At 65.0% G+C, this 18,589-nt stretch carries 19 protein-coding genes and 1 pseudogene; 7 read left to right on the plus strand and 13 right to left on the minus strand.

Annotated features, from left to right (window positions below; all coding sequences use genetic code 11):
• Positions 1–123: pseudogene (locus tag HWX07_RS36340) on the plus strand (3-hydroxybutyrate dehydrogenase); the annotation flags it as partial.
• Between the two features lie 117 nt (positions 124–240).
• On the opposite strand, the gene HWX07_RS36345 reads toward HWX07_RS36340, so the two are convergent.
• A complete protein-coding gene (locus HWX07_RS36345) occupies positions 241–1,440 on the minus strand; it encodes an amino acid aminotransferase (RefSeq protein WP_006478300.1) in 1,200 nt (399 codons plus the stop codon).
• 260 nt (positions 1,441–1,700) lie between these two features.
• Between HWX07_RS36345 and uvrB the strand changes: the two genes are divergently transcribed.
• The 5 genes from uvrB (at position 1,701) to HWX07_RS36370 (ending at position 7,253) form a co-directional block, all read left to right on the plus strand.
• Complete coding sequence (gene uvrB, locus HWX07_RS36350) at positions 1,701–3,791, plus strand: excinuclease ABC subunit UvrB (RefSeq protein ID WP_175879460.1); 2,091 nt, start codon at positions 1,701–1,703, stop codon at positions 3,789–3,791.
• Positions 3,792–4,018: 227 nt separating this feature from the next.
• Positions 4,019–4,570 (plus strand): iron transporter, encoded by a 552-nt coding sequence (locus tag HWX07_RS36355; RefSeq protein WP_006483880.1) that lies wholly within the window; start codon positions 4,019–4,021, stop codon positions 4,568–4,570.
• A gap of 55 nt (positions 4,571–4,625) precedes the next feature.
• Positions 4,626–4,958, plus strand: a complete 333-nt coding sequence (locus HWX07_RS36360; protein WP_175879461.1) for a cupredoxin domain-containing protein — start codon at positions 4,626–4,628, stop codon at positions 4,956–4,958.
• A 58-nt stretch (positions 4,959–5,016) separates the two neighbouring features.
• On the plus strand, positions 5,017–5,859 hold the full coding sequence (locus HWX07_RS36365) for an FTR1 family protein (protein ID WP_124557678.1): 843 nt from the start codon (positions 5,017–5,019) through the stop codon (positions 5,857–5,859).
• A complete protein-coding gene (locus tag HWX07_RS36370) occupies positions 5,856–7,253 on the plus strand; it encodes a 4Fe-4S binding protein (RefSeq protein WP_053525977.1) in 1,398 nt (465 codons plus the stop codon). Before HWX07_RS36365 ends, HWX07_RS36370 begins: the two co-directional genes overlap by 4 nt.
• Before the next feature lie 273 nt (positions 7,254–7,526).
• Here the strand turns inward: HWX07_RS36370 and HWX07_RS36375 are convergent, their stop codons facing one another.
• The 3 genes from HWX07_RS36375 to HWX07_RS36385 form a co-directional block, all read right to left on the minus strand.
• Positions 7,527–7,772, minus strand: coding sequence for a hemin uptake protein HemP (locus HWX07_RS36375; protein ID WP_012328883.1), 246 nt, complete (start codon positions 7,770–7,772; stop codon positions 7,527–7,529).
• 139 nt (positions 7,773–7,911) lie between these two features.
• Positions 7,912–8,394 (minus strand): SRPBCC family protein, encoded by a 483-nt coding sequence (locus HWX07_RS36380; RefSeq protein WP_006478307.1) that lies wholly within the window; start codon positions 8,392–8,394, stop codon positions 7,912–7,914.
• Positions 8,395–8,491: 97 nt separating this feature from the next.
• Positions 8,492–9,364: a pirin family protein gene (locus tag HWX07_RS36385; protein ID WP_175879462.1), complete on the minus strand. Its 873-nt coding sequence runs from the start codon at positions 9,362–9,364 to the stop codon at positions 8,492–8,494.
• 121 nt (positions 9,365–9,485) lie between these two features.
• Here HWX07_RS36385 and HWX07_RS36390 point away from each other — a divergent pair, with 121 nt between their 5' ends.
• Positions 9,486–10,460 (plus strand): LysR family transcriptional regulator, encoded by a 975-nt coding sequence (locus HWX07_RS36390; RefSeq protein ID WP_006478309.1) that lies wholly within the window; start codon positions 9,486–9,488, stop codon positions 10,458–10,460.
• 418 nt (positions 10,461–10,878) lie between these two features.
• Here the strand turns inward: HWX07_RS36390 and HWX07_RS36395 are convergent, their stop codons facing one another.
• The 9 genes from HWX07_RS36395 to HWX07_RS36435 all read right to left on the minus strand — a co-directional run bounded on the left by HWX07_RS36395 (position 10,879) and on the right by HWX07_RS36435 (position 18,168).
• Positions 10,879–11,310 (minus strand): biopolymer transporter ExbD, encoded by a 432-nt coding sequence (locus HWX07_RS36395; RefSeq protein WP_175879463.1) that lies wholly within the window; start codon positions 11,308–11,310, stop codon positions 10,879–10,881.
• A gap of 13 nt (positions 11,311–11,323) precedes the next feature.
• A complete protein-coding gene (locus HWX07_RS36400) occupies positions 11,324–12,058 on the minus strand; it encodes a MotA/TolQ/ExbB proton channel family protein (protein WP_006483875.1) in 735 nt (244 codons plus the stop codon).
• Positions 12,059–12,092: 34 nt separating this feature from the next.
• Positions 12,093–12,824, minus strand: a complete 732-nt coding sequence (locus HWX07_RS36405; protein ID WP_175879464.1) for an energy transducer TonB — start codon at positions 12,822–12,824, stop codon at positions 12,093–12,095.
• Positions 12,825–13,042: 218 nt separating this feature from the next.
• Positions 13,043–13,279, minus strand: coding sequence for a (2Fe-2S)-binding protein (locus tag HWX07_RS36410; protein WP_006482749.1), 237 nt, complete (start codon positions 13,277–13,279; stop codon positions 13,043–13,045).
• A 152-nt stretch (positions 13,280–13,431) separates the two neighbouring features.
• Complete coding sequence (murI, locus tag HWX07_RS36415) at positions 13,432–14,289, minus strand: glutamate racemase (RefSeq protein ID WP_175879465.1); 858 nt, start codon at positions 14,287–14,289, stop codon at positions 13,432–13,434.
• A gap of 34 nt (positions 14,290–14,323) precedes the next feature.
• Complete coding sequence (bfr, locus tag HWX07_RS36420) at positions 14,324–14,800, minus strand: bacterioferritin (RefSeq protein ID WP_006482753.1); 477 nt, start codon at positions 14,798–14,800, stop codon at positions 14,324–14,326.
• A gap of 194 nt (positions 14,801–14,994) precedes the next feature.
• Positions 14,995–16,518 (minus strand): fumarate hydratase, encoded by a 1,524-nt coding sequence (locus tag HWX07_RS36425; protein WP_175879466.1) that lies wholly within the window; start codon positions 16,516–16,518, stop codon positions 14,995–14,997.
• Positions 16,519–16,562: 44 nt separating this feature from the next.
• Positions 16,563–17,147 (minus strand): TIGR00645 family protein, encoded by a 585-nt coding sequence (locus HWX07_RS36430; protein WP_006478317.1) that lies wholly within the window; start codon positions 17,145–17,147, stop codon positions 16,563–16,565.
• Positions 17,148–17,259: 112 nt separating this feature from the next.
• Complete coding sequence (locus HWX07_RS36435; protein WP_175879467.1) at positions 17,260–18,168, minus strand: DMT family transporter; 909 nt, start codon at positions 18,166–18,168, stop codon at positions 17,260–17,262.
• Between the last annotated feature and the right edge of the window lie 421 nt (positions 18,169–18,589).

Below are 18,589 nucleotides of genomic sequence, written 5' to 3' on the forward strand. Positions count from 1 at the left end.
GTCGACGGCGTGTTCACGACGGTGCAGGACGTCGCGCAGACGGTACTGTTCCTGTCGGCATTCCCGAGCGCCGCGCTCACGGGCCAGTCGGTAGTCGTCAGCCACGGCTGGTTCATGCAGTAACGCGGGGGCGGCGGTGTCGCCGCCCGCTGAGCTGACGGCACAAAAAAACGCGCTCCATGGAGCGCGTTTTTCATGTCGACAGGGCGACGCCGGGGACGGCTGCCGCCCGGCGCGGCTTTACTTCAGGACCGCTGCGACCGCATTGGCGACCGCGTCGAGGTTGCGCGTGTTCAGCGCGGCCACACAGATCCGGCCCGTGCCGACCGCATAGATGCCGAACTCGTCGCGCAGGCGATCGACTTGTGCCGAGGTCAGGCCCGAATACGAGAACATCCCGCGCTGCGCGTTGATGAAGCTGAAATCGCGGTCGACGCCGCTTGCCTTCAGGCGCTCGACGAGACCATTGCGCATCGCGCGGATGCGATCGCGCATTTCGCCGAGTTCCTGCACCCACGAAGCGTGCAGTTCCGGCGACGCGAGCACCGCTGCGACCACTGCGCCGCCGTGGGTCGGCGGGTTCGAGTAGTTCGTGCGGATCACGCGCTTCAGTTGCGACAGCACGCGCGTGGCTTCTTCCTTGCTCGACGTGATGATCGACAGCGCGCCGACGCGCTCGCCGTACAGCGAGAACGACTTCGAGAACGACGACGACACGAACGCGTTCAGGTCGGCCGCGGCAAACAGGCGCACGGCGGCGGCATCGGCTTCGATGTTCTCGCCGAAGCCCTGGTAGGCCATGTCGAGGAACGGCACGAGGTTGCGCGCCTTCACGACGTCGACGACCTGTTGCCATTGCGCTTCGGTCAGGTCCACGCCGGTCGGGTTGTGGCAGCACGCGTGCAGCACGACGACCGTGCCGGCCGCGTAGCCGTTCAGCGCCGACAGCATGCCTTCGAAGTTCACGCCGTTCGTGGCTGCATCGTAATACGGGTATGCGACGACTTCGAAGCCGGCCGCTTCGAACAGCGCGCGGTGGTTTTCCCAGCTCGGATCGCTGATCGCGACCTTCACGTTCGGGTTCAAGGTGCGCAGGAAATCGGCGCCGATCTTCAGCGCGCCCGTGCCGCCCAGTGCCTGGGCCGTCACCACGCGGCCCGCCGCGATCAGCGGCGAGTCGTTGCCGAGCAGCAGCTTCTGCACGGCCGCATCGTAGGCGGCGATCCCGTCGATCGGCAGGTAGCCGCGCGGCAGGCCGGCCTCGACACGTGCCTTCTCCGCGTCGCGAACCGCGCGCAGCAGCGGAATCTTGCCGTCTTCGTTCGTGTACACGCCGACGCCGAGGTTGACCTTGGTCGGACGCGCATCGGCGTTGAAGGCTTCGTTCAGGCCCAGGATCGGGTCGCGGGGAGCAAGCTGGACAGCGGAGAAGAGCGACATGATGATTCGGCAGTAGTGAAAAGAGGGTCAGGCTTTCAACCGGCGGGGCGGGCGCAGTGGACCGCGCCTGCGGCGCGACGCCGGAAAGCGCAGCAGCCTGACATTGTAGCGAATTCGTGCTGACGGGGGCGGTGATTCCGTCGCGATTCGGGCGGCCAACCGCGATTTCGGGTGGGCCGTCGCCCGTCAGGAGCCGACAGCAGTTCGCGCGGCCGCGAAGCGCTAGAATGCTTTCTTTGCCCTTGCTCCGGCCGCATTCCATGTCCGAACATCATGCCGAAGTCGGCGACGCGCTCGACGAATCCAAATTCGTCACCTTCGAAGGGTCGCCGTTCCAGCTTTACCAGCCGTATCCGCCCGCGGGCGACCAGCCGACCGCGATCGACACGCTCGTCGAAGGCATCGGCGACGGCCTTGCCTTCCAGACGCTGCTCGGCGTAACCGGCTCGGGCAAGACCTTCACGATGGCCAACACGATCGCGCGGCTCGGCCGCCCAGCGATCGTGTTCGCGCCGAACAAGACGCTCGCGGCCCAGCTTTACGCGGAGTTCCGCGAGTTCTTCCCGCGCAACGCGGTCGAGTATTTCGTGTCGTACTACGACTACTATCAGCCTGAGGCCTACGTGCCGCAGCGTGACCTGTTCATCGAGAAGGATTCGTCGATCAACGAGCACATCGAGCAGATGCGGCTGTCGGCGACCAAGAGCCTGATGGAGCGTCGCGACGTGGTGATCGTCGCGACGGTGTCGGCGATCTACGGTATCGGCAATCCGTCCGAATACCACCAGATGATCCTGACGCTGCGCGCCGGCGACAAGCTCGGCCAGCGCGACGTGATCGCGCGATTGATCGCGATGCAATATACGCGCAACGAGCAGGACTTCCAGCGCGGCACGTTCCGCGTGCGCGGCGACACGATCGACATCTTCCCGGCCGAACACGCGGAAATGGCCGTGCGCGTCGAACTGTTCGACGACGAAGTCGAGACGCTGCAACTGTTCGACCCGCTGACCGGGCGCGTGCGGCAGAAGATTCCGCGTTTCACCGTGTATCCGTCGTCGCACTACGTGACGCCGCGCGACACCGTGATGCGCGCGGTCGAGACGATCAAGGACGAACTGCGCGAACGGCTCGAGTTCTTCCATCGCGACGGCAAGCTCGTCGAGGCGCAGCGCCTCGAGCAGCGCACGCGCTTCGATCTCGAAATGCTGCAGGAGCTAGGCTTCTGCAAGGGCATCGAGAACTATTCGCGGCATTTCTCGGGTGCGGCGCCCGGCGATCCGCCGCCGACGCTCGTGGACTACCTGCCGCCCGATGCGCTGATGCTGCTCGACGAATCGCACGTGCTGATCGGCCAGCTGAACGGCATGTACAACGGCGACCGCGCGCGCAAGGAAAATCTCGTCAATTACGGGTTCCGCCTGCCGTCGGCGCTCGACAACCGGCCGCTGAAGTTCCCCGAGTTCGAGCGCAAGATGCGCCAGGTCGTGTTCGTGTCGGCCACGCCGGCCGACTACGAGAAGCGCGTGACCGGGCAGATCGCCGAGCAGGTCGTGCGACCCACGGGCCTCGTCGATCCGGAAATCGAAGTACGGCCGGCGAGCTCGCAGGTGGACGACGTGCTGACCGAGATCAACTTGCGCGTGAAGGCCGGCGAGCGCGTGCTGATCACCGTGCTGACGAAGCGCATGGCCGAACAGCTGACCGAGTTCCTGGCCGACCATGGCGTCAAGGTGCGTTACCTGCACAGCGACATCGATACGGTGGAGCGCGTCGAGATCATCCGCGACCTCCGGCTCGGCACGTTCGACGTACTGGTCGGGATCAACCTGCTGCGCGAGGGCCTCGACATCCCCGAAGTGTCGCTCGTCGCGATCCTCGACGCGGACAAGGAGGGCTTCCTGCGCGCCGAGCGCTCGCTGATCCAGACGATCGGCCGCGCCGCGCGGAACGTGAATGGCAAGGCGATCCTCTACGCGGACAACATGACCGAGTCGATGAAGCGCGCGATCGGCGAAACCGAGCGGCGCCGCGCGAAGCAGATCGCCTACAACGAAAAGATGGGCATTACGCCGCGCGGCGTCGTGAAGCGCATCAAGGACATCATCGACGGCGTCTACAACGCCGACGACGCGCGTGCGGAGCTGAAGGAGGCGCAACAGCGCGCGAAATTCGAGGACATGTCGGAAAAGCAGCTCGCGAAGGAAATCAAGCGTCTCGAGAAGCAGATGGCCGACTACGCGAAGAACCTCGAATTCGAGAAGGCCGCCGCGACCCGCGACCAGCTTGCCGTGCTGCGCGAACGCGTGTTCGGCGCGAACGTCGGCGACCACATCAGCGGCGGCCGGTAAATCTTTCCAAGCGTCACCGTATCCTTTTGGTAAAGCGCCTGTAAGCCTTGTCGGATCAGGGGTTTACGGCGCTCTCCGTTTGTTCCGGAACAGGTTCGGTGCTAAACTCCGCATGTATTGAGAATAGTTCGCATTAACGTTCTTCGTCGCGTTAGTGTTTCCAGCGGGCGGCCCCGGCGGCGGCTCGCATGTCGTCAAGATAGTCAGACAAATAACAAGGAGTGTCCATGTTGGGTTCTTCGTTCATCCGCACGACGGTTGCGGTAGCGGCGGCGCTTGCCGCGATGTCGGCCTCGGCTGCCGAGTATCCGATCGGCAAGCAGCAGATCCAGGGCGGCATGGAAATCGGCGCGGTGTATCTGCAGCCGATCACGATGGACCCGGAAGGCATGATGCGCAAGGCGTCGGATTCCGACATTCACCTCGAGGCCGACATCCATGCGGTCAAGAACAACCCGACCGGTTTCGCGGAAGGCGACTGGATGCCGTACCTGCAGGTCACGTACAAGCTGACGAAGCAGGGCGACACGAAGTGGAAGGCCGAAGGCGACCTGATGGGCATGGTCGCGAGCGACGGCCCGCACTACGGCGACAACGTGAAGCTCGCCGGCCCGGGCAAGTATCACCTGACGATGGTCGTCAAGCCGCCGATGCAGTCGGGTCACATGGCGTTCGGTCGCCACGTCGACAAGGAAACGGGCGTGGGCCCGTGGTTCAAGCCCATCACGCTCGAGTACGACTTCCCGTTCGCCGGTATCGGCAAGAAGGGCGGTTACTGATCGGTGGCATCACGAACGGCGCGCTTCGGCGCGCCGTCGGCGTAGAGAACCCAGAATGAAAATTCCCCAGAAAATCGTTGCCGCGGCCGCTGTGCTGTGGCTTGCCGGCGCGGCGCATGCAGCCGATCTGCCGACGTTCAAGCTCGAGATGACGGATGGCAAGCTGAATCCTGCCCGCATCGAAGTGCCGGCCGGCCAGCGTTTCAAGATCGAGATCCGGAACACCGGCAAGGGCGCCGCCGAATTCGAGAGCGTGCAGTTGCGCAAGGAGAAGGTGCTCGCGCCGGGCGCCGATTCGTTCGTGGTAGTCGCCCCGCTGTCGCCGGGTGAATACAAGTTTTTCGACGATTTCCACCAGCAGGCACAGGGCGTGATCGTCGCGAAGTAACGCGTTTTATCTGCGCGCGGGCGCACCAGTCCCTTGTGCCGCGCGTCAGGAGGTATCGATGGGTCAGATCTTGTTCATCGTCTGGCGGGAGAGCGTCGAAGCGCTGCTCGTCGTCGGCATTCTCTATGCATGGCTGAAAAACGGCGACGACGATGCGCGCCGCGGCCTGCCTTTCCTCTGGGTCGGCGTCGGCGTCGGCCTGCTGATGGCCGTCGGCCTCGGCGCCGCGCTGGTCGGGTTCACCGAAGTGCTGTCCGGCGACGCGCAGGACTATTTCCAGACGGCGATGGTGCTGATCGCGTGCGTGCTGATCGTGCAGATGGTGCTGTGGATGCGCCGGCACGGCCGCACGCTCAAGCGCGACATGGAGCAGTCGCTGCAGCAAAGCACGCGCGATTCGAACTGGTGGGGCGTCGCCGTGCTGGTCGCGCTCGCGATCGCGCGCGAAGGCAGCGAGACGGTGATCTTCCTGTACGGCCTCGGTTTCGGCCAGTCGGGCCACGTCGACGGCAGCCAGATGCTCGCGGTCGTGATCGGCCTTGGCCTCGCATTCCTCACGTTCTACCTGCTGCAGCTCGGCGGCAAGTACTTCTCGTGGCGGCATTTCTTCCGCGTTACCGAAGTGATGCTGCTGTTCCTCGGCGCGGGCCTGTTCCAGACCGGCGTCGACAAGCTGATCGACAAGGAAATCCTGCCGCTCGGCATCTCGCAGGTGTGGGATACGTCCGCGATCCTCGATGATTCGGGCACGTTCGGCTCGCTCGTCGCGACGCTGACCGGCTATCGCGCACACCCCGCGCTGACCAACCTGGTGGCCTATGCGGTGTACTGGGCGGTCGTGTGGCTGCTGATGAAGCGCGCGAGCCGCCGTCCGGCCGTTGCAGCGGGTCGCGCGGCATGAGCGTTGTCGCCGCCGTCAAGCCGGGCTGGCTCGCGCAGGCCGGCCAGTGGATGCAGCGCCACGGTGCGCTGATTCGCGGTATCCAGTGGATCGTCGTTGCCGTCTACGCGTTCCTGATCATCGTGCCGGCCGTGTTGCCGCTGCCGGACGATTCCGCGCATCTGTGGAACAACCTCACGCTCATCGCGCAATTCGCTTTCTGGGGCATCTGGTGGCCATTCGTGCTGCTGTCGATGGTGATGCTCGGTCGCGTGTGGTGCGGCGTGCTGTGCCCGGAGGGCGCGCTCACGGAATATGCGAGCAAGTTTGGCCGTGGCGGCCCGATTCCGCGCTGGATCCGGTGGGGCGGCTGGCCGTTCGTCGCGTTCGGTATCACGACGATCTACGGGCAGATGGTCAGCGTGTACCAGTACCCGCTCGCGGTGCTGTTCGTGCTCGGCGGCTCGACCGTCGGCGCGATCGTGATCGGCCTGTTGTACGGCCGCGAGAAACGCGTGTGGTGCAAGTACCTGTGTCCGGTCAACGGCGTGTTCGGGCTGCTCGCGCGGCTCGCGCCGATGCGCTACAAGGTCGACGAGGATGCGTGGCGCCGTTCGTACAAGAACGGCGAGCACGGCCATCGCGTGATTCCGATCAACTGCGCGCCGCTCGTGCCGTTGCGCAACATGAAGGGCGCGGCGGACTGTCATATGTGCGGCCGCTGCAGCGGGCACCGTGACGCGATCTCGCTGTCGCTGCGCTCGCCGTCCGACGAAGTCGTGAACCTTGGTGCGGAGCGGGCCAACCCGTGGGACACCGCACTGATCCTGTACGGCCTGCTCGGCGTGGCGATCGGCGCGTTCCACTGGACCGTCAGCCCGTGGTTCGTGCAGATCAAACAGTGGCTCGCGGGCTGGCTGATCGACCACGACATCACGTGGCCGCTCGAGACCAATGCGCCGTGGTTTCTGCTCACGCACTACCCGGACCGCAACGACGTGTTCTCCTGGCTCGATGGCGGGCTGGTCGTCAGCTACATCGTCGGCACGGGGCTCGTGTACGGCACGGCGCTGCTGGTGTTGCTGGCCGGCGCGACGCTGATGCTTGGCCGCTTCGATCGCGTGCGCCTGCATCACCTCGCCCAGGCGTTGATCCCGATCGCGGGGGCGGGCGTGTTTCTCGGGCTGTCGGCCACGACGCTGTCGTTGCTGCGCGCCGAGCATGTGCCGCTCGGCTGGGCAACCGATGTGCGCATCGCGATTTTGGTTGGCGCCAACGTATGGAGTGCGTGGCTCGCGTGGAAGGTGACGGGGCGCTATGCGGCGTGGCCACGCCGGCTCGCGGCATTCGCGTGGTTCGCCGTTGGGCTGGCCGTCGTCGACAGCGCATGGTGGTTGATGTTCTGGGGGTTCTGACGCGACGAGTATGCCGCTTCTCGCTGTCGCGCATTGACGGCAGCCACGAGCCTGGCGCCGTGCTTCACGCATTGGCTGCCCAAACAAAAAGCGACACGTCCATCGACGTGTCGCTTTTTTCTTCCTTGTGCGAGAACCAAAAAAAGTGGCTTGGCTTGCTGCAACGGCTGCTTGAGTGTGTTTGCACGAAGGGGTCTAGATCTCGCGTGCAAGCCGTTACGCTGGCTACTGCCCAACACCTCTCAGGGAGGTGGTCCCCACAATACTCGGTCGTTACTTCGTCAGGATCAGTTTGCCGAGCCGCGTGGCCCGCAACTGATAAGTTTCTCCGTTATGCGCGATGCTGATGTGGCTTTGGCCTTGCAGCAGCGTATCGCTGTTGACGACCCGCGTGCCTGCATCGCGGTTGCCGGCGGGTTTCGCCGGCGTGGTGACCGCTGCCGTCTTCTGACGGCTGCTGGCTGCGGTGCTGGTGGTGCGGCGCAGGGTCAGCGTGGTCGGGCGCATGGTGTCGGTCATTCGGTTTGATCGGTGACTGTCGATACGATGGAATGAATTCTAAATGATAACTATTCCCATTTACAAAAACTCTTTATCGATCGATAGGCCTGGTCTGATAGTTTGAATCAAAGCGGCGGCCCGCAGGCCGCCGCCAGGTTCAGTGCAGCGGATCGGGGTCCTTGCGCCCCTGCGCGTATTCGCGGATCAGACGAACGGTGTCGATATCCGACGTGCGGTACGCCTCCTTGACGATCCCGTGCGTCTGTCGCGCTTCTTCGCTGTCGTCCGTGACCGTTAGCGTCGTGCGGTATTCGAAACGCAGGAACAGTTGGCGGTCGTCGCGCTCCTCGATCGTCATCGTCAGCGAGCCGCCGATCTCACCATCGGCCGCGCGGATGTCATAGCGGACCTGCTGGTTCGGCGTGAACGTCACGTGGTCGCGCACGGTCGCGTGGCCGTAATGGAGTTCGCGTTCGAGCGTCGTGTCCGTCCGTTCGTGGATGACGCAGCTGTCGAGGCCGATCACGAACAGTTGCGGCTGTTCGGCACGCAATACGAGGCCTTCCCAGAGCTGGTCGCGGGTGAGGCTCGGCACGCCCGGTTCGTCGGAGTTGATCTGGATCAGGTGTTCGAAGTTCAAGGGGCGGGTTCCTTCTGGTGGCGGCTGGCCACATGGTTCAAGAACTTATTGTGACGCAAAACCATCGGCTTCGCGGCCCCTGTGACCCCGATCCGATTCACGCTTCGATGCGACCCATGCGACCGGTCTGGTAGTCGACGACGGCCTGCCGGATCTCTTCCTCGGTATTCATCACGAACGGGCCGTAGCGGACGATCGGTTCGTTAAGCGGCACGCCGCCGATCAGCAGCAGGTCGAGCGACGTGTCACCCGCAGCGAACGTGACGGTGTCGCCATCGTCGCCGTAGACGATCATGTGCCGAGCGTCGACCGTCTGCCTGTCAGGCCCGTAGAGGCCCGTTCCGTCGATCGGATAGGCAAACACGCGATAACCGGCCGGCACGGGCTGTGTGACCGTTGCACCCGGCTCCAGCGTGAAGTGCTGATAGAGGATCGGCGTGCGCGTCTCGATCGCGGCCTGTACGCCGAATGCTTCTCCGGCGATGACGCGCACGCGCGCGCGGCCGTCCGGCGACGTCGCGGTCGGAATGCGGGCGGCCGGGATCTCCTGGTAGCGCGGTGCGATCATCTTGTCGCGGCGCGGCAGGTTGACCCACAGCTGGAAGCCGTGGGAACGCCCGCCTGCCTCGGCGAACGCCGGATCCGGCATCTCGCTGTGCACGACGCCGGCGCCGGCCGTCATCCACTGCACGTCGCCGGGGCCGAGCGTGCCGGCATGGCCGGACGAGTCGCGATGGCGGAAACGCCCGTCGAGCGCGTACGTCACGGTCTCGAAGCCGCGATGCGGATGGTCGGGCGCGCCCACGGCTTCGCCGGGGGCGTAGTCGACGGGGCCCATTTCATCGAGCAGCAGGAACGGATCGAAGTCCATCAGCAGCCGCGTCGGGAACGGACGGTGAACCACGAAACCGCCGCCTTCGGTGGTGCGAAGTGCGGGGTAGGTACGATCAAGCGAGCGAGTGGTGGTCATGGGAGGCCCTCGAAATCATCGGAATAGCGTTATTTTTGAAACATAGCGCTATTATATTGGGCGTTTTCCCGTCCGATTTGCGGCCGTTCGCAATGGATTGTTCTGAAATTGGAACGATGAGATGAATATCGATGCACATAACCTGAACGACCTGATGTACTTCTCGCAGGTCGTCGAACATGGCGGCTTCTCGGCCGCCGAGCGCGTGCTGGGTATCTCGAAATCGCGGCTGTCGCGACGCCTGACCGAGCTCGAGGCGGCGCTCGGCGTGCGCCTGCTGCAGCGTTCGACGCGCAAGCTCGCGCTGACCGAGGCGGGCGAGCTGTTCTACCAGCATTGCCAGGCGATGCTCGCCGAAGCGCAGGCCGCGATGAACGCGGTGCAGCAGTTGCGCGCGTCGCCGCGGGGCTCGGTGCGCGTCAGCGTGCCGGTGACGCTGTCGCAGACGATGCTGTCGCGCATCCTGCCCGAATTCCTGCGCCGCTATCCCGAGGTGAAGGTGCATGTCCGCGTGACGAATCGCGTGATCGACCTGTTCGAGGATTCGATCGACGTCGCGTTGCGCGTGCGCTCCGAGCCGCCGCAGAACGCCAACATCGTCGTGCGGCCGCTTTGGCGCACCGAGCAGATGCTGGTCGGCGCGCCGAGCCTGCTGAGCCAGAATGCGCCGCCGCTGGCGCCGGACGACCTGACCGGCTTCGAGACGCTCGATACGCCGAGCGTCGACGGCCGGCACGTATTCAACCTGATCGCGCCGGACGGGACGCGCCACGTGCACGAGCATGATCCGCGGCTCGTGACGGCCGACCTGATGACGATCCGCGAGGCCGTGCTCGATGGCCTCGGCATCGCCGCGCTGCCGGAGATGATGTACGGCAACGCGCTGCGCGCGGGGCAACTGTCGCCCGTGATGCCGGGCTGGACGCTGCCGGTGCCGCAGTTGTATGCGGTGTTCGTGTCGCGGCAGGGGATGCCGCCCGCGGTCCGTGCGTTCGTCGATTACCTGGTCGAGAAGCTCGACCATGGCGCGTACAAGGAGCCGGGTTGCCCCGAGCGCGCGAAGCAGGAGGCCGCGGCCGATGTTTCGGCCACCTGAACACGGCGTGCACGACGACGCAAATTTGTTTTGTCATTGAAGCGTCGCCTGCAATCGCAAGTTTCAATCGCCGGAACCTTGAATGCGTGCGCGGGCGGGCCTATATTGAAATCCCATTTCGTGAAGGAAGTTCTGAGCGAAATCAGGTGGCCGCATATATTGTGAGCCAGATAGGGCAGAACGCGCAGTCCGTGCAGACCACGGCAGAGTCGCATTTGCGTTGCTCGAGGCGCAACCGATACCGCCAAAGAGCCCGCCGCCCGAAGGCGCCCGCGTGCGCATGAAAAAAGGCCTTCATCTGGCGATGAAGGCCTTTTACTTTGTGAGCGGCCGGCTAGGTGCGGCCGGCTAGGTGTGGCCGGCGAGGTGCGGCCGGCTAGGTGCGCGGTTGCGACCGCGACGGCGAGACGTGCGTGCGTTACTTCTTCGCTTTTCCACCCGGCTCCGTCACGAAGCCGAGCTTCGTCAGGCCGCCTGCCTGCGCATCCGACATCACTTCCGCGACGTGCTCGTACGCCACCTTGCGATCCGCGCGCAGATGCAGCTCCGGCTGCGGCGTGCGTTTCGCGGCTTCCGCGATGCGTGCCTGCAACTGTTCGCGCGTGACCGTGTGGTCGTCCCACAGGATCGTGCCGTCGCCCTGGATCGCGACGTCGACGGTCTGCGGCTTCTCGTCGACGGGCTGGCTGCTGGCGTGCGGGAGGTCGATCTTCACCGCATGCTGCATCGCCGGGATCGTCACGAGGAAAATGATCAGGAGTACGAGCATGACGTCGACGAGCGGCGTCATGTTGATCTCGCTCATCACGGTATCGTCGTCATCGTCGCTGAAACCGGTGTTCATGGCCATGGTTCACCTCGTCTCAGCTGGCGGCGCGCGATGCGAGACGCAGGCCGTCGCGCGTCGACGACGACGCGAGGCTCGCGCCCGTCACGAAGTACGCGTGCAGCCCGTGCGCGAAGCGGCGCAGCTTGCTGACGACGCCCTTGTTCGCGCGGGTCAGTGCGTTGTAGCCGAGCACTGCGGGAATCGCGACGAACAGGCCGAAGGCCGTCATGATCAGCGATTCGCCGACCGGGCCTGCGACCTGGTCGATCGACGTCTGGCCGGTGGCGCCGATCGCGAGCAGCGCGTGGTAGATCCCCCAGACCGTGCCGAACAGACCGACGAACGGCGCTGTGCTGCCGACCGATGCGAGAATTGCGAGGCCGCTCTGCATGCGCGAGATGCCTTCGTCCATCGTGTCCTTCAGGCAGCGCGTGACCCAGTCCGACACGTCCATGCGGTCGTGCAGGTGCGGTTGCGTCTGATGATGGTGGTCGGCGGCTTCCTTGCCCGACAGCGCGAGCGCGAGGAACGGATTGTCGTTCGGCGTCGATGCGGCGAGGCCGAGCTTCTTGATGCCGTCGTCGAAATTGTCGGAATGCCAGAATGCCTGTTCGGCGTTCTTCGTGAGGCGGTTCAGGCGGATCACGTTCCAGCCCTTGATGACGATCACGATCCACGACAGGACCGACATCACGAGCAGCGTGATCGCAATGGCGCGCGTGACGAAATCACCTTGCGCCCAGACGTGCGCGATACCGTAGCTTTGCATTTTTGTTTCCTTTGAATCTTCCGGATGAGGCAGGTTAGTCGGTGAGCCCGAAGCTGTAGGGCTGTGTGCGGGCGGCGCGGATCGCCTGGCCGTTCTCGACGTACGGACGGCAGGTGGTCGAGCGCATCGCGTCGAGTGCGGCATCGTCGAGGCGCGGATAGCCGCTGCTCTTCTGCAAATCGATGCTTTCGATCTTGCCGGTCACGCCGACGACGAAGTGAACATAGGCGGTACCCGATTCGCCGCGGCGGCGCGACATCGACGGATAGTCGGGCTTCACGAAGTTGCATTGGAGCGTCGGCACGTTCTTCGGCGCGCTGACCTGCATCGTTTCGCGCGCCGGGCCCGGCGTGGCGGCTGGTGCCGCGGGAGCGGGCGCGACGGGAGCAGGCGTTGGGTCGGCGGCAGGCGCGGGGGTGGGCGACGGGGCCGGCGAGGGCGCAAGCGGCTGCGGCGTCGGCTTCGCCGCCTTCTGCACCGGCTTCGGCTCGACCTTCGGCTTCACGCGCGGCACGGGCTTCGGCGGCGCGGGCTGCGGGATCGACTCGGCCGCGACCTGCTGCGCGATCGGCGCAGGCGTGATGAGTTGCGCGGTGATCGTCTGGACCTCGACCGATTTCGGCGGCGGCGCGTTGCGATGGAGCCACGCGGCCGTCAGCAGGATCGCGTGTGCGGCAAGCACACCGACCGCGACGACGATCACTCGGGGATTCATACGTGGTGCAGCCGGCATGGCGCCGGCAGGAGCGAGATGCGAAGCCTGCATGTTAGCTTGAAAGAACGACGTCGCACCCGGGGCGCGGCAGGTGAATCGGCATCACTTGCGGAAGATCAGCAGCGAGATGCAAACGGTGGTTACGAATCCGATCAGCAATTCCATCACAGGCTCCTTGACAGGTAAGCCGTTGGCTCGCGCGGACGGTGGCTTGCTGACGGTCAAAACAAAAAATGCGGCCTAGGCCGCATGCGCACGCTCGGCGCCGCTCAGGCCGCCTTGCGGTCGTAGAACGTGACCGGGATCGGATGAGCATGATGCTCGACACCGCACCGGCTCGCGCAGACGCCTTGTTCGGCCATGAGGTCGCGTACGGACTCCTCGCACTTGCCGCAGCACGTGGCCACGCCGAGCTCGAACTGGAGTTCATCGAAAGAGTTCACGCCCTCGGCGAGGGACGCGCGAATCTTGCGATCGGAAACAGACTTGCACACGCAGACGATCATGATGAGTTGCGATAGCTAACGTTAATGCGAATTATTATCATTAATTTTGCGGGTGTTGACAAGCCTGGGTCGGGCTTTTTTTTAAGGTCATCGGACCCTTGAAACGGCGGGAGCGGGGCAGCTACGGCGGGGAGCCGGCGCGCCGGCCAGCGTCAGGCGGTCGCGCAGGCGCGCGCGTTCGGCGAGGAAATGGTGACGGATTCGACTGGGGCGTCGAGGCCGAGCAGCGTGGACGCGAGCGCGCGCAGTTGCAGGCCGTCGCTCGTCGAGCAGAAGCGCGGCGGCGCGGCATGCGTGCCGGCCGGCGCGCGCAGCCCGCATTCGTCGAGCACCCGCGCGAGCTGGCGGGCGATGGCATCGCTCGTGTCGACGATCGTCAGGCGCTCGCCAACAAGGTCACGAATCGTTTCTGTGAAGAACGGGTAATGCGTGCAGCCGAGTACCAGCGTATCGGCACCGTCGTCGAGCATCGGCTGGATGTAACGCTCGAGCAACGCGCGCAACGCGGGCGAGTTCGTGTCGCCGCGTTCGATCGCTTCGACGAGCCCGTGGCCGGGTTGGCAGATGAAGCGGCGGCCGGCGCCGTAGCGGTCGAGCAGCGCCTGGAAGCGCGGGCTGTTCAACGTCGATTGCGTGGCGAGGACGCCCGCGACGCCGGTCGCGGACAGCGCGGCGGCCGGCTTGATGCCCGGCTCGACGCCGACGAGCGGGATCGACAGGCGTTCGCGGATGGCCGCGATCGCCCGTGCCGTTGCCGTGTTGCACGCGATGACGAGCGCTTTCGCGCCTTCGCGGGCGAGCCACTCGCCGATCGCCAGCGTGCGTTCCGTGATGAAGGCCTCGTCGCGCGGGCCGTACGGCGCGTGGTGCGAGTCGGCGACGTAGACGAACGATTCGTCGGGCAGGTGCGCGCGCGCGGCGCGCAGCACCGACAGGCCGCCGAGCCCCGAGTCGAAGATGCCGACAGGGGCGGTGGCGCGCAGCGCGGTAGCGTGGGACGGGTTCGTCATCGTCAGGCGGGCGGTGGGCTGGCGGGCAGCGCGATTACTCGGGCGAACCCATCATCGTTTGCTGATAGTTCTGCAGGCCGACCTTGCCGATCAGGTCGATCTGCGTTTCGAGCCAGTCGATGTGCTCTTCGGTGTCGTCGAGGATCTTTTCGAAGATCTCGCGCGACACGTAGTCGCGTACCGATTCGCAGTAGGCGATCGCTTCCTTGCAGGTGGACTGCGAGATCTGCTCGAGCTTCAGGTCGCACTTCAGGATCTCTTCGGTTTCCTCGCCGACGAGCAGCTTGTGCAGGTCCTGCAGGTTCGGCAGGCCGTCGAGCATGAACACGCGCTCGATCAGCCAGTCGGCGTGCTTCATTTCGCCGATCGACTCGTCGTATTCGTGCTTGCCGAGCTTGTCGAGGCCCCAGTGCTTGTACATGCGCGCATGCAGGAAGTACTGGTTGATCGCCGTGAGTTCATTTTTCAGTTGGGCGTTCAGATATTCGATGACTTTCTTGTCGCCTTGCATGGCTGTTTCCTTGTTCAGTGGGGCTTCAGAAACCGAACGATAATCGCTCGAACGAGAAAAGCCAAGCCTCGAAGCCTTGTCGGGCCTGCCTTTTGCGTGTAATGAGAATCAGCCTTGAACGACCGGCCGAACACAATAATGAGAATGAGAAGTAAAAAGGCCGGACTCTCGTCCGGCCTTTCGTTCGATCGCGCTTAAGCGGTGGCGACCGGGATCTTGCCGATCTTCGCCTGCCATTCCTTCGGACCCGTCTGGTGCACCGACGTGCCCGACGAATCCACGGCGACCGTCACCGGCATGTCCTGCACGTCGAACTCGTAGATCGCTTCCATGCCGAGGTCTTCGAACGCGAGCACCTTCGCGCCGCGGATCGCCTTCGACACGAGGTAGGCCGCGCCGCCAACCGCCATCAGGTAGGCCGCCTTGTGCTTCTTGATCGCGTCGATCGCGACCGGGCCGCGCTCGGCCTTGCCGACCATCGAGATCAGGCCGGTTTCAGCGAGCATCGTCTCGGTGAATTTGTCCATGCGGGTGGCCGTCGTGGGGCCGGCCGGGCCGACCACTTCGTCGCGCACCGGATCGACCGGCCCGACGTAGTAGATCACGCGGTTCGTGAAGTCGACCGGCAGCTTCTCGCCCTTCGCGAGCATGTCGGCGATGCGCTTGTGCGCGGCGTCGCGACCGGTGAGCATCTTGCCCGACAGCAGCAGCGTCTGGCCCGGCGTCCAGCTCGCGACTTCTTCCGGCGTCAGCGTGTTCAGGTCGACGCGCTTGCTGGTTTCCGTGTTCGGTTCCCACTGCACCTTCGGCCAGGCGTCGAGCGACGGCGCTTCCAACTTGGCCGGGCCCGAGCCGTCGAGCACGAAGTGCGCGTGGCGCGTGGCCGCGCAGTTCGGGATCAGCGCGACCGGCTTCGACGCCGCGTGCGTCGGCGCCGCCATGATCTTCACGTCGAGCACGGTCGCGAGGCCGCCGAGGCCCTGCGCGCCGATGCCGAGCGCGTTGACCTTCTCGTGCAGTTCCACGCGCAGTTCCTCGACCCAGTCCTTCGGGCCGCGCGCGATGATTTCCTGGATGTCGATCGGTTCCATCAGCGATTCCTTCGCCATCAGCATCGCCTTCTCGGCGGTGCCGCCGATGCCGATCCCGAGCATGCCCGGCGGGCACCAGCCGGCGCCCATCGTCGGGACCGTCTTCAGCACCCAGTCGACGATCGAATCGGACGGGTTCAGCATCACGAACTTCGACTTGTTCTCCGAGCCGCCGCCCTTCGCCGCGACCTGCACGTCGACCTTGTCGCCCGGCACGATCTCGTAGTGGATCACGGCCGGCGTGTTGTCCTTCGTGTTCTTGCGGGCGCCTTCCGGCGGATTGACGATCGACGCGCGCAGCACGTTGTCCGGGTGCGTGTAACCGCGGCGCACGCCTTCGTTGATCATGTCGGTGAGGCCCATCGTCGCGCCGTCCCAGCGCACGTCCATGCCGACCTTCACGAAGATCGTCACGATGCCGGTGTCCTGGCAGATCGGGCGTTTGCCTTCCGCGCACATGCGGCTGTTCGTGAGGATCTGCGCGATCGCGTCCTTTGCCGCCGGGCTCTCTTCCAGCTCGTACGCGCGGCCGAGGGCCTGGATGTAGTCGAGCGGGTGGTAGTAGCTGATGTACTGCAGCGAATCCGCGATGCTCTGGATCAGGTCTTCCTGTTTGATGACGGTCATGGCTGAGACTCTGTGGGGACAGTGGGGAATATGTTGCCGACGGTTCAGGCCGCCGGTCGGGACGCCGCCGGTGCGTGCGCCTCGTGGAAATGGGCCGGGTGCGTGTGCGTCGTCAGGCGATCGACCCACGCCATCACGAGCGCCGACACGAGGAACGACACGTGGATGATCACCTGCCACATGATCGCGTGCGTCGTGTGCTGGTCGGGGTTGATGAAGGTCTTGAGCAGGTGGATCGACGAAATGCTGATCAGCGCCATCGACAGCTTGACCTTCAGCACGCCCGCGTTCACGTGGTCGAGCCACTCGGGCTCGTCGGGGTGGCCCTCGATGCCGAGCCTCGACACGAACGTTTCATACCCGCCGACGATCACCATGATCAGCAGGTTCGAGATCATCACCACGTCGATCAGGCCGAGCACGGCGAGCATCACGCTGATTTCGTCGAGGCCGGTCGCATGCGACAGCAGGTGCCACACCTCCTTCAGGAACAGGAACACGTAGACGCCCTGCGCGACGATCAGGCCGAGATAAAGCGGAACCTGGAGCCAGCGGCTCATGAAAATCAGCGCGGGAAGGGGGCGAAGCGGGCGGCGGCCGGGACGGCCGGGCGAATGCGGGGCGGACATGTCGGGGTACGGGCGCGGTGCGCAGGTATCGGGGGTAATCTTGAAAAGGCGCGCTATTGTAACGCGTCGGCCGGCGCCGCTGCAGCGACGCGCCGGCACTGCCGGGGACGGATCAGGAGGCGGCCGCCGGCACGCGTTTCACGCGCAGGCTCGCGAGCACGATGCCGGTGACGACACAGGCGAGCGCGATGCCGTGCGCGAGCGTCGGGCGCTCGCCGAGGAACGCGATGCCGTACGCGGCCGCGGCGATCGGCAGTACCGCGCTGAACACGCCGGCGAGGCTGCCCGGCACGTGCCGGATGCCCTTCATCCACAGCCAGAACGAGAAGATGCTGGCCGACAGCCCGTACCAGATGACGAGCGCCCAGGTGCCGGCGGGCACGCTCGCGTAATCGAAGCGCCACAACGCGGTTGCGCCGAGCGGCAGCATCAGGAACAGGCCGAACAGGTGGGTGTACGCGCAGATATCGATTGGCGCGAGCGTTTGCGTGAGCCGGCGCGACAGGATCACGTAGATCGATTCGCAGCACACCGCGCCGAGGATCAGCAGGTTGCCCGCCAGCGAGCCGGACGCGTCGCCCTGCGCGCCGTGGCCGGCCGCACTGCCGTTGGCGAGGTTGATCGTCACGACGCCGACGATCGCGAGCGCGATCGACACGAGCGCACGGCCGTTCGGTTTTTCACGCAGGATCAGCCACGCGAACAGCGCGACGATCGCCGGGATCGTGCTGGTGATCACGCCCGCGGCCACCGCGCTGGTGCGCTGTACGCCGTTGAGCATCAGCAGCGTGAACATGAAGGTGCCGAAGAACGCCTGCAGGAACAGGTTCAGCCATTCGCCGCGCTTGACCGCGCGCATCTTCAGGGGGCTGAACAGCGGCCACAGCACGGCGATCGCGATCACGAAGCGCAGCGTGGCGAGGATGGCGACCGGGACGAATACAACGATGGATTTACCGATACCGACGTTGCTGCCGACGAACAGCATCGACAGGATGAGGAAGAGGGCGTAGCGATTCAAGCTGGAGTCCGGAAGGCGAGTTCAGTTAGGATTGTAGGGTCGCGGTTGTAACAGCGTAAAGCCGCCCTCGATGCGCGCCGCCCGGCGCACGACACGGTCATGCCGCGTAAGTGACGGGTAAGTTGGAGCGCTTATCGTGGAAACTGCCGGGCCGCGGGTCACGCTCGCGTGAGGTGGTGCGGTGCAGCATCGTGCGCAGCCCTTCACGGCTGCGTGCGGGTGGTGGGAGACAGCGGCGCGCAGGCGCCGGCCAGGACGACGCGCGGCGCGCACGATCGCGCCGCCATGCAGAGGATTCATGTTCACCAAGGGGTTGTCGATGTCTGCGATTGAATCGGTTCTTCACGAAACCCGTCAGTTCGCGCCGCCCGCGGCGCTCGAGAAGACGGCGACCATTTCCGGCATGCCGGCCTACCGCGCG

This window comes from Burkholderia sp. BCC0097, assembly GCF_902832985.1.
Taxonomy (GTDB): Bacteria; Pseudomonadota; Gammaproteobacteria; order Burkholderiales; family Burkholderiaceae; genus Burkholderia; species Burkholderia orbicola.